This window comes from Pseudomonas sp. SWRI51 (assembly GCF_014268825.1).
Lineage (GTDB): Bacteria > Pseudomonadota > Gammaproteobacteria > Pseudomonadales > Pseudomonadaceae > Aquipseudomonas > Aquipseudomonas farsensis.
This window is the reverse complement of sequence record NZ_JABWRG010000059.1, coordinates 20,393-31,143: the sequence shown is the minus strand read 5'-3', so window position 1 is coordinate 31,143 and position 10,751 is coordinate 20,393. Positions and strand designations below refer to the sequence as shown.

At 60.8% G+C, this 10,751-nt stretch carries 11 protein-coding genes and 2 pseudogenes; 7 read left to right on the top strand and 6 right to left on the bottom strand.

Going from position 1 to position 10,751, the window contains the following annotated elements:
* Nucleotides 1-84: 84 nt before the first annotated feature.
* The 3 genes and pseudogenes from HU720_RS16590 to HU720_RS24620 all read right to left on the bottom strand — a co-directional run.
* A complete protein-coding gene (locus tag HU720_RS16590) occupies nucleotides 85-432 on the bottom strand; it encodes a metalloregulator ArsR/SmtB family transcription factor (protein ID WP_186521025.1) in 348 nt (115 codons plus the stop codon).
* Nucleotides 433-1,163: 731 nt separating this feature from the next.
* Complete coding sequence (locus tag HU720_RS16585; protein WP_186521024.1) at nucleotides 1,164-1,655, bottom strand: DinB family protein; 492 nt, start codon at nucleotides 1,653-1,655, stop codon at nucleotides 1,164-1,166.
* An 83-nt stretch (nucleotides 1,656-1,738) separates the two neighbouring features.
* Nucleotides 1,739-1,834, bottom strand: a pseudogene (locus HU720_RS24620) (GNAT family N-acetyltransferase); the annotation flags it as partial.
* Nucleotides 1,835-2,126: 292 nt separating this feature from the next.
* Here HU720_RS24620 and HU720_RS16580 point away from each other — a divergent pair.
* Nucleotides 2,127-2,471, top strand: a complete 345-nt coding sequence (locus tag HU720_RS16580; protein WP_186521023.1) for a DUF2314 domain-containing protein — start codon at nucleotides 2,127-2,129, stop codon at nucleotides 2,469-2,471.
* 152 nt (nucleotides 2,472-2,623) lie between these two features.
* Here HU720_RS16580 and HU720_RS16575 read toward each other — a convergent pair whose 3' ends face one another.
* Both HU720_RS16575 and HU720_RS16570 read right to left on the bottom strand, forming a co-directional pair.
* On the bottom strand, nucleotides 2,624-3,331 hold the full coding sequence (locus HU720_RS16575) for a hypothetical protein (protein ID WP_186521022.1): 708 nt from the start codon (nucleotides 3,329-3,331) through the stop codon (nucleotides 2,624-2,626).
* 64 nt (nucleotides 3,332-3,395) lie between these two features.
* A pseudogene (locus tag HU720_RS16570) lies at nucleotides 3,396-3,622 on the bottom strand (DUF3077 domain-containing protein); the annotation flags it as partial.
* A gap of 214 nt (nucleotides 3,623-3,836) precedes the next feature.
* Between HU720_RS16570 and HU720_RS16565 the strand changes: the two are divergent.
* Nucleotides 3,837-4,115, top strand: a complete 279-nt coding sequence (locus HU720_RS16565) for a type II toxin-antitoxin system prevent-host-death family antitoxin (RefSeq protein WP_186521021.1) — start codon at nucleotides 3,837-3,839, stop codon at nucleotides 4,113-4,115.
* The gene (locus HU720_RS16560) at nucleotides 4,087-4,389 is read left to right on the top strand and encodes a Txe/YoeB family addiction module toxin (RefSeq protein ID WP_186521020.1); all 303 of its coding nucleotides are present in this window, start codon (nucleotides 4,087-4,089) and stop codon (nucleotides 4,387-4,389) included. The genes HU720_RS16565 and HU720_RS16560 overlap by 29 nt, the downstream gene beginning before the upstream one ends.
* 302 nt (nucleotides 4,390-4,691) lie before the next feature.
* Here HU720_RS16560 and HU720_RS16555 read toward each other — a convergent pair whose 3' ends face one another.
* A complete protein-coding gene (locus HU720_RS16555) occupies nucleotides 4,692-5,300 on the bottom strand; it encodes a hypothetical protein (protein WP_186521019.1) in 609 nt (202 codons plus the stop codon).
* A 304-nt stretch (nucleotides 5,301-5,604) separates the two neighbouring features.
* Between HU720_RS16555 and HU720_RS16550 the strand changes: the two genes are divergently transcribed.
* Genes HU720_RS16550 through HU720_RS16535 form a run of 4 tightly spaced genes read left to right on the top strand, consistent with a single transcriptional unit; the run spans nucleotide 5,605 to nucleotide 10,719 of the window.
* A complete protein-coding gene (locus HU720_RS16550; RefSeq protein ID WP_186521018.1) occupies nucleotides 5,605-6,090 on the top strand; it encodes a formate dehydrogenase subunit gamma in 486 nt (161 codons plus the stop codon).
* Entirely contained in the window at nucleotides 6,084-7,637 is a 1,554-nt protein-coding gene (locus HU720_RS16545) for a formate dehydrogenase beta subunit (RefSeq protein ID WP_186521017.1), read from the top strand. The genes HU720_RS16550 and HU720_RS16545 overlap by 7 nt, the downstream gene beginning before the upstream one ends.
* Entirely contained in the window at nucleotides 7,634-10,519 is a 2,886-nt protein-coding gene (gene fdhF / locus HU720_RS16540; protein ID WP_186521016.1) for a formate dehydrogenase subunit alpha, read from the top strand. The genes HU720_RS16545 and fdhF overlap by 4 nt, the downstream gene beginning before the upstream one ends.
* The gene (locus HU720_RS16535) at nucleotides 10,516-10,719 is read left to right on the top strand and encodes a formate dehydrogenase subunit delta (RefSeq protein WP_186521015.1); all 204 of its coding nucleotides are present in this window, start codon (nucleotides 10,516-10,518) and stop codon (nucleotides 10,717-10,719) included. The genes fdhF and HU720_RS16535 overlap by 4 nt, the downstream gene beginning before the upstream one ends.
* Nucleotides 10,720-10,751 lie beyond the last annotated feature (32 nt).

Sequence of the window (10,751 nt, the reverse complement as noted above, 5' to 3'; positions counted from 1 at the left end):
CCCCTTCGGTTGCCAGATGACCAGGATGAGGGTGAAGACAAAAACAGCAATGGCGATCAGCATGAGGATCTCGCTCGGTGATGATCAGCAACAGGCAGCGTCACGAACGGGGCGGCCGTCCATGTTCTTGAGCCGAAGAGAGTTGTCTGCCAACCACTGTGAGTTAGCCTGCAAGGTCACCTGCAACATTTCATGCACCCAAGCGGGCAGATCCGGGTTCAGGCGGTAATACACCCATTGCCCCTGGCGGCGATCCAACAGCACGCCATTGCTGCGCAACTGCGCGAGGTGGCGGCTTATCTTGGGTTGGCTGTCGTTCAATGCGCACATCAGCTCGCAGACACATAGCTCACCGAGGCTGGCGATCAGCAGGGTGGCGCGAACACGGGTCTCGTCGGATAAGCTCTTGAACACATCGGGCGGGGTAATCATGGCTGCACCATAACATATGGAAATTCGAATATACGAATTTCCATATGTTATGTGCAAGCACGCGTGTATTGAGCGGCCGCTACGGGGCGAAACCGGTCAGCCTTCGGTTGTAAGTGACTAGGCCACAGGATTTTGAGCTAAAGCGAACTGGGTAGTAACGGCTGGTTGGTACAAAATTGGTACGGATTCTAGAGTGGTTCGTTACAGCTGCCGTGGATCAAGGCCTCTGGGTAGTACCATCCCAATCCATCATCGGCGCAACAGAAAACCGCCTGACTACCGAATTTACTGGGGTGTCGGGGTTCGCTGTCTGGTTGTGCTGCATGCTCGGTTCTCTCATTTGATGCTGTTTGCTGCCATGTAAGCCTGGGTCATGATGCTTGTTGCTATCAAGGAGCAACCTGCAGATCGATGGGCGTTAGCACGCAGCGCAGGGGCGGAGTTTAACAGGAAAGCTGGGAGGGCGAGGGCGAGCTGGGATCTGTGGCGGGGCTCGTCGCACCCGCAGGACAGGCCAGGTTCCTAAAGACAAAGTCTACTGGGGGGTACGAGATATTACAGTGGCTAGGTCGCCGAGCTTTGCTCGGGGCTTCCTTCTTCGCTGGATGGCTGAGGCTAGCAGTTGATCAGCTCAAACTCGGCGTCGGTGCCGCGAAGTCATGCTCCCCTGTGGCTCTCGCTGACACCAGCAGAAGACCTGGAGACACTAGATGTCGCGTCTATCCAGTCGCCTACTGGCGACGCTGCGGTTCGGCGCCGTGAATGAACACGGTGTAGGTGTCGGCGGGACGTTTGCCGCCGCCCAGATCAAGGGCATGGCCAATTGCGCCCCGGTGGTAGGTGCCGTGGTTGATAAGGTGGAAGAGGATTTCCTGGCGCGTTAACGTCCCATGCTGCCCGTCCGAAAACACAAAACTTACAGTGCTGCAAAACTCCGTCGGGGGAATGTGTGCGAGGTAATCGGTGGCCCACGCGTTGCATGCGGTCAGGCGCTTTGTGAGGACGTACAGATCAGGAACGACCTCGGTATTAGTTGCCGGATGCGGCGCATGCTCGCCCAGCAGGCGGGCTCTGAATAACTCCTCGACGATGACCATATGGTTGAGCTGTTGGCGCATGAATGCGAACGCTGGCGAGGCTGGGGCCTTCCCTTCAAAGTCCGCCAAAGCAGCCAAGGTGCGCTCATCGGCCCAAACTTTATAGCGGTACGCATCCTTCAACATTTTCGCTCCCTACGCGTCGATCCAAGTTCACCAAAAGGGTAGCAGTACTGTGTAGGCGGCAGCTATTCGCCGAAAGGCACCACTCAACCGTCCAGCCGCTTATCCATCGGCTGATAGACCAGCCCAGCAATTTCCCCCACTGCCCCTGCCAGCGCAAAACCGTAACTTTCATAGAAGGGGCAACCGCCAGCATGAATGACTCCAGGCACAGGTCGCTGGCGCTTGGCAGATCTTCGTGAGTCATCTCGCGTATTTGCACGGTTCATCCATGAGTCGTGTTGATGACACTGATGCTGACCTCCCTGAAACGGGCAGCGGTAGTTGCCGGTCGATTTGCCATCGGGCAAGCAGTGCAGGCAAAGGCGTTAACGCCCTGAGAATACAGGCTGAGCGGGTGCGCTGGCACAACGCTGCGAAATATGGCATTACTCCAGCAGAGACCAAATCAAGATATAAGTTTTTTGAGGAATTATGGAAGCAGTATTAGCCGAAATCGATAGGGATGGCTGGGAGTTGGACGACGCCGAAGCCATCCACGCTGAGCACCCCACAAGTTTCTGGCTGCCTCCGAGAAAGGCCAGAAATACCCTTCAGGCACAGCAGCTTGTCAAGCTGATTTTTCGAATCCTTACCACTGATGAGCATGGCTCAGAAGAGGTCAACGTCGAGCGCATGTGGGTTATCGTCAAGAGGCGAGTTGGAGATTTGTATATAGGGCAGCTCGATAACGACCCCTATTGCACCGACGCGATCAAGGCGGGCATGGAGGTCTGTTTTCTTCCGAATCACGTTATCGATATCTATGAACAGTCATGACGAAACCAGACCTATAGCCCCTTTAAAGCCGCGTAGCAATACCAAGGCTCATACCGCCAACCCGTCACCTCCCAAGCGATCTGAGGCAGTGCCCAGTTCATTGCGCAGCACCTGCTCGATGTTCTGCTCGGGGTCGAAGGTTTGCGCCGGCTCTATCCGCCGTCCACGATGTAATGCGCCTGCGTATCGACGAGTCCCCGAGCCTTGTCCAGCACCCGCTGTATCGCCTCCTGCTCACCGGCCACGAAGCGCTGCTTGCCGATCGAACACTCAACCCCACCGGGATCCATGTACAAGCAGAACAGCCCTACAAGTTCATCGCCCTGTTTTTCCAAGAGCATCTCGATAAACGACTCATTCCGGGTGCTCGCCGTCAAATAGGTCAACCCCTCAACACAAGCCTTGCCGCACCAATGCACTTCGTCCCAAAGCAAGCTGACGCCTTTGCCATCGGCAATTGCCGGCACATGCCAAGGGGTAGCGTCTGAAGCGGTAGTGCCCAGCGCTGACAACAGCCGCTGCCGAGCCAGTACCTTTAGCGCGTACCTGTACTTACCCTGGAGAATCGCACTTGAGCGGCTCTCGGAGGGTGCCACCAGGGTCGGCTCGCTGGCGATGCACGCAGTTAGCAGGTAGCTCATGGCTATTTCCGATGGCTGCTCACTCCAGCCGTTGATATCCGACACCGGCGGCAGCCAGAGTAATTGCACGGTTTCGCCGGCATTGGGTTGGTCGTATTTTTCGAAGCAGGCAAAGGTGGTAGTGCCGACGGCGGGTAGCAACTGACTGAGGCTAACTGTCGGCGCGCTGTGGTCAATGTCAGGGCCGTTTGGCCAGAAAGTCGGGCAATGGATGTTCATGAAGCGGGCGTCCTTCGAAGTGTCGGGCAGCCCTCTGCGGAACCTGCCTGCAGCTGCTTGATGGCTAGTGATTCATGCCCAACTCTGCATCATCCATCAGCGCCTTGGCCAGCGCGCTCAGGTAATGCGATGCCCAGATCAACTGCGGGTTGCTGTCCAGTACCCCGGCCAGGGTCATGTCGCGAACACACCCCATCAGCTCGGATGCCTGCTCGCAGAGGATGCCTGGTTCGATGCACAACAGCGGGTTGGGGTGGCCGTTGCCTCATAGAAGCTTGTTTTGCCGGCAGTTACACTACGGTGACCGGCTAGCTATAGGGCCTTGATGATTGTACGGGATGTTGTACTATGATTGGCATGACAGGGATTTCCCGTGAGGGCTTGGCACAACCTGTCTGGATGCTTTGAAATCTGACCATTTTCAAAGCCAATCAGCATCCGCAGCTCCCAGCCCGCAGGGGTGAGGGCGCTGCCATCCACTGAATAAGTGGGAGGAATCAAGATCATGCAGGTACTTACTTTTAGCGAAGCCAGGGCCGGCCTAAAGCAAGCAATGGACGACGTGTGCAGGGATCATGAGCCCACCGTCATTACCCGCCAGCGCGGTGAGCACGTAGTGCTGATGTCGCTGGAGGATTTCAACTCGATGAACGAGACCATTTACCTGTTGGGTAGTGCCTCAAATGCTTCGAGACTTCGGGAATCCATTGCTCAGCACAAAGCCGGAGTGGCCATTTCGAAGGATATCCCCGTCAATGTCCCAGAAGACGAAGCAGCAGAATAAGAAAGCCGCAGCCGAAAATGCTCAGGTCTCGTTTACGCCAATAGGTTGGGATGACTTCGAGCACTGGCGCACCAACGACCAAAAGATCCACGCTGAAATTTGCCGTTTGATAGGTGAATGCATGCGTACACCTTTTGATGGCCTGGGTAAGCCTGAGCCACTTAAAGGGGATCTCTCTGGTTACTGGTCGCGAAGGATTACCAAAGAACACCGGCTCGTTTACTACTTCGGCGCAGGTACGCTCACAGTGATCGCCTGTCGTTATCACTACTGATGGATTGTTGCACAGTGTGGCGGCTAGCGAAGGATGTACTTGAGGCGTGGTCAACCGACCGATGTCCTGGCGCATATCGCGACCAGGAGGCCTATTCATCTCTGCTTGAGGTCGCAAAAGGGCTGCGTTGCATCTGGGAAACGCCCCAATAGTGCGACTGTGCGCGGTCTCTGTGGGAGCTGGCGACAGCCTGCGATGAGGCCAGCACAGACTTGCGCAAAACCATGCAATCTCTCACAGAGACCGCAGGCTTGCCCTACGATAGCGATGCCTGGTTCAGAACCCTAGGAGAGCACTGGCCCTCACAGCGCGATTGCGTTGCTGGCTGTGAGGCGATTGAGCGCATCGGACAGCTGGCGGTCCAGTGTGTCGGTCTTGGCGTCGAGCACGGTGGTCGATGCCCAAGGCGTTACGAACCATCCCATCCACTGGGTAACGTAGTCTTCGTTTCTGGAAATATCTCTCAGCTTGCCGTCGCTGCTTTTAACCTTCAGTTCGACCACATAGTCAAAGCGTGCCGAGCTTGGTATCAGGCCAAGGGAGAACACGGTAAGGCCGCCTGCAAAGCCAGCTGTCGAGAGTTTTTCGGTGATTGTAAGTTGCATCTTAAGGTCACCCGGCTCTTGGTCCAGGCCTCGAAATCGGATCGCTTTGAACAGCCCGCTTTTGCGAAGGGAGTCTTCGATGATTTTCTGGTTTTCTTCCGGCATCCATTTGTTTTCAATTGGAGTGGAACCATCCGTCGAGCGCAACGAGACGATTTCTACATAGACGTCTCGTTTAGGCGCTTGCAGCGCGGTGTAGTCAACGGTAGTGGCTGGCACCCGGTTACCGGTAAAGCCTGCCATGCATCCCGAAAGTACCGCCGTTGCCGCGCAGATGCAGATGAATGCGTTGAATGAGCGTTGCATGTACTCGTGCGTCCTTGCCATGTCTGATGAGGTTGCGAAACTCGGGCGAGCCCGATTGATGTCTAGATGATATCACTGCTCATGGTCGGTTTCAGCACATGCCGGGTCGTGCGTGTGCTACCAACCTGCCGCAGACCTGCCATGCTTCAACGATGCCTTCGGACCGCGCGCACCTAGACGCCCGGCCGCTGGCAAGGAGGGTGCCCGCCGCCACGCCACCGTGACGGGGGCGGTGCACCGCAGCTGAATACCCGCCGGAGCCTGCCCGCCACACGGGCTGGCCCGGGCTGCCGAGGTCTGCTGTATGCCTGATGAGTTGAACCACCTGCCGTTGATCCAGCGCGTCCTGGCCCGCGAAAAGGCCAACCCCGGCGCGCTGTTGCCGATCCTCCATGCCATCCAGGCGGGCGCCGGGTACATTCCCGATAGCGCCATTGCCGAGATCGCCCACGCCCTGAACCTGAGCCTGGCCGAGGTACATGGGGTGATCAGCTTCTATCACGATTTCCGTACCACGCCGCCTGCACGGCATACCCTGCGCCTGTGCCGCGCCGAGTCCTGCCAGAGCCGGGGCGCCGAGGCCTTGGCCGCGCAGCTGCGCGAGCAATTGGGGCTCGATGATCATGGGACCTGCGCCGATGGCTCGGTGAGCCTGCGGCCGGTTTATTGCCTGGGGGCCTGTGCGTGCTCGCCGGCGCTCGAACTCGACGGCCAGGTGCACGCACGCCTCACCCCCGAACGCCTGCAAGCACTGGTGCAAAGCTGCCGTGAAGAGGTGAAAGCATGCTGAACCTGTGTATCCCCTGCGATTCGCTGGCCCGTGCGGTCGGTGCTGACCTTGTTGCCGAGGCGCTGGTGCAGGAAGCTGCGCGCCGGCAGGTGCCGCTGACGATCAAGCGCACCAGTGCGCGCGGCATGTATTGGCTGGAACCGCTGGTCGAGCTTGAAAGCAGCGAAGGGCGCCTGGGTTTCGGCCCGGTGATGCCCGAGGACGTGCCCGGGCTGCTCGATGCGCTCGCTACCAACCCGGATGCCCACCCGCTGGCACTAGGCCCGGTCGAGGCAATCCCTTATTTGCATACCCAGCAGCGCCTGTTGTTTGCCCGCGCCGGCATTACCCGGCCGTTGTCGCTGGACGACTACCACGCCAATGGCGGCTTCGAGGGGCTGCGCAAGGCGGCGCTGCTCAGCGCTGACGAAGTGGTCAGCGCGGTGCTTGATTCGGGCCTGCGTGGGCGCGGTGGCGCTGCGTTCCCGGCGGGTATCAAGTGGCGCACCGTGCGCCAGGCCCAGGCTACGCAGAAGTATGTGGTGTGCAATGCCGACGAAGGCGACTCCGGGACCTTTGCCGACCGCATGCTGATGGAGGGCGACCCGTTTCTGCTGATCGAAGGCATGATCATCGCGGGCCTGGCGGTGGGCGCAAGCCACGGCTACATCTATGTGCGCTCCGAATACCCGGACGCAGTGCGGGTGCTGAACGAAGCGATTCTGCTGGCCCGTGAGGCCGGGTATCTGGATGTTGCCGGTAATGGCCTGGCGTTTCACCTTGAGGTGCGGGTGGGCGCTGGGGCGTATATCTGCGGTGAAGAAACCGCGTTGCTGGAGTCGCTGGAGGGCAAGCGCGGCATCGTGCGCGCCAAGCCACCGCTGCCGGCGCTCGAAGGCCTGTTCGGGCTGCCGACCCTGGTGCACAACGTGCTCACCCTGGCCTCGGTGCCGGTCATCATGGCCAGGGGCGCTGCGTTTTACCGCGACTTCGGCATGGGCCGCTCGCTGGGCACCTTGCCGTTCCAGTTGGCCGGCAATGTGCGCCACGCGGGGCTGGTGGAGCGCGCCTTTGGCCTGACCCTGCGCGAGCTGGTCGAGGGCTACGGCGGCGGTACCGCCAGTGGCCGGCCAGTCAAGGCGGCGCAAGTGGGCGGCCCGCTGGGCGCCTGGGTGCCGCCTGCGCAGTTCGATACACCGCTGGATTACGAAGCGTTCGCCGCCCTGGGCGCGATGCTTGGCCATGGCGGGGTCGTGGTGGCGGATGACAGCCTGAACATGGCCAGCATGGCCCGTTTTGCCTTGCAGTTCTGCGCCGAAGAATCGTGCGGCAAGTGCACGCCGTGCCGCATTGGCTCCACCCGTGGGGTGGAGGTGGTCGACAAGCTGATCGCCAGCACCGACCCGGCCTATCGCCAAAGCCAGGCAGGGCTGCTGCGCGACCTCTGCGACACCATGCAGTACGGCTCGCTGTGCGCCATGGGCGGGATGACCGCGTACCCGGTGAGCAGCGCCCTCAAGCATTTCCCCGCCGATTTCGGCCTGGCCACTGCGGAGGCTGCGCAATGATCAATTACTTCGACCCCAGCAGCGACATCGACCTGGGCACGCCTGCGCGCGACAGCGACGTGCAGGTCAGCCTGAATATCGACGGCCGCGCGATCAGTGTGCCGGCAGGTACCTCGGTGATGCGCGCCGCAGCCATGCTGGGCACCAGCATCCCCAAACTGTGCGCCACCGACAGCCTGGAAGCCTTCGGCTCGTGCCGCATGTGCATGGTCGAGATCGACGGCATGCGCGGCTACCCGGCCTCGTGCACCACGCCGGTGACCGACGGGATGGTGGTGCGCACGCAAACGCCACGTCTGGCTGACTTGCGGCGCAACGTGATGGAGCTGTACATCTCCGATCACCCGCTCGATTGCCTGACCTGTTCGGCCAACGGCAACTGCGAGTTGCAGACCGTCGCCGGCCAGGTTGGCCTGCGTGAGGTGCGCTACGGCTATGACGGCGCCAACCACCTGAGCGAGCAGAAAGACACCTCCAACCCGTACTTCGACTATGAGCCGAGCAAGTGCATCGTCTGTAGCCGCTGTGTGCGTGCCTGTGAAGACATCCAGGGCACCTTCGCCCTGACTATCAGCGGGCGCGGCTTCGATTCGCGGGTGGCTGCGGCCGGTGGGGCCGACTTCCTGGCTTCGGAGTGCGTATCGTGCGGCGCCTGCGTGCAGGCTTGCCCGACCGCCACCCTCAGCGAAAAGAGCCTGATCCAGTTGGGCCAGCCGGAGCGGGCGGTGATTACCACCTGCGCCTATTGCGGCGTGGGCTGCTCGTTCCGGGCCGAGATGAAAGGCGACCAACTGGTGCGCATGGTCCCTGACAAACAGGGTGGCGCCAACCACGGTCATGCCTGTGTGAAGGGGCGGTTTGCCTGGGGCTACGCGACCCACCCCGACCGCATCACCAAGCCGATGATCCGCAAGAGCCTGCAAGACCCTTGGCAAGAGGTCAGCTGGGACGAGGCCGTCAGCTACGCCGCCAGCGAGCTGCGGCGTATCCAGCTGAAATACGGCCGCGATTCGATTGGCGGCATCACCTCCAGCCGTTGCACCAACGAAGAGGCGTATCTGGTTCAGAAGCTGGTGCGTACCGCATTCGGTAACAACAACGTCGACACCTGCGCGCGGGTATGCCATTCGCCCACCGGCTACGGCCTCAAGCAGACACTGGGTGAATCTGCCGGTACGCAAAGCTTTGATTCGGTGATGCAAGCCGACGTGGTGCTGGTGATCGGCGCCAACCCGACCGATGCGCACCCGGTGTTCGGCTCGCAGCTCAAGCGCCGCCTGCGCCAGGGGGCACGGCTGATCGTTATCGACCCGCGCCGCATCGACCTGGTGGACGCGCCCCATGCCCGCGCCGAGCTGCACCTGCAACTGCGGCCCGGCACCAACGTGGCGATGCTCAACGCCTTGGCCCATGTGATCGTCACCGAGGGGCTGCTTGACCAGGCGTTCATCGATGCGCGCTGTGAAACCGAAGAATTCGCTCGCTGGCGCGACTTTGTCTCGCTGCCCGAAAACGCCCCCGAGGTGCTGGGCCCGGTGTGCGGCGTGCCTGCCGAACAGGTCCGCGAGGCTGCCAGGCTGTACGCCACTGGCGGCAATGCGGCGATCTACTACGGCCTCGGCGTGACCGAGCACAGCCAGGGCAGCACGGCGGTAATGGGCATCGCCAATCTGGCCATGGCCACCGGCAACATTGGCCGCGAAGGCGTTGGCGTGAACCCGTTGCGCGGGCAGAACAACGTGCAGGGCTCGTGCGATATGGGCTCGTTCCCCCACGAGCTGCCGGGCTACCGGCACATTTCCAACGAAACCGTGCGCAGTGAATTCGAACAGGCTTGGGGGGTGACGCTGCAGCCCGATCCTGGCCTGCGTATTCCCAACATGTTCGAAGCCGCGCTGGATGGCAGCTTCAAGGCGCTGTACTGCCAGGGCGAGGATATCGCTCAGAGCGACCCCAACACCCAGCACGTGACCGCTGCCTTGCTGGCCATGGAGTGCGTGGTGGTGCAGGACATCTTCCTCAACGAAACCGCCAAGTTTGCCCATGTGTTCCTGCCGGGCAGCTCGTTCCTTGAAAAGGACGGCACCTTTACCAATGCCGAGCGGCGTATCTCGCGGGTGCGCAAGGTAATGGAACCGCTGGCCGGCAAGGCCGACTGGGAAGGCACCGTGGCCCTGGCCAATGCGCTGGGTTACCCGATGAGCTACCGCCACCCGTCCGAGATCATGGACGAAATCGCCCGCCTGACGCCGAGCTTCCACCGCGTCAGCTATGCCGAACTCGAACGCCACGGCAGCTTGCAGTGGCCGTGCAACGACGCGGCGCCCGATGGCACGCCGACCATGCACATCGATGAGTTCGTGCGCGGTAAAGGGCGGTTCATGCTGACCGGCTATGTGCCCACCGACGAGAAGGTCAACAGCCGCTACCCGCTGTTGCTGACCACCGGGCGTATCCTCAGCCAGTACAACGTTGGCGCCCAGACGCGGCGCACGCACAACGTTGCCTGGCATGACGAAGACCGCCTTGAAATCCACGCAAGCGATGCCGAGAGCCGTGGCATCAGTGACGGCGACTGGGTTGGTGTGGGCAGCCGGGCGGGGCAGAGCGTGCTGCGTGCCAGGGTCAGTGCGCGGGTGGCGCCCGGGGTGGTGTACACCACGTTCCATTTCCCTGAATCGGGCGCCAACGTGATCACCACCGACAACTCCGACTGGGCCACCAACTGCCCGGAATACAAGGTCACGGCGGTGGAAGTGGTGAAGGTGTTCCAGCCCTCGCAATGGCAGAAGCGTTACCAGAACTTCAGTGATGAACAGCGCCGCCTGCTGGAGCAGCGACGCAAGGCCGAAGGCAAGGAACAGGCAGAGGTGCGCCGATGAGCAATGAAAGCCTGGTCAAGATGGCCAACCAGATCGCCCATTACTTCGACAGCGAACCGGACCGTGCCAAGGCGGTGCAGGGTGTGCGCCAGCATCTGGTGAGTTTCTGGACGCCGGCGATGCGCAGGCAGTTGGGGACGTGGATCGAGGAGCATGCCGGGGAGGGCGTGGATGACAAAGTGAGGGAGGCATTGGGCTAGGCTTTTCGCGGTGCATTGCACCGGGTGATTTG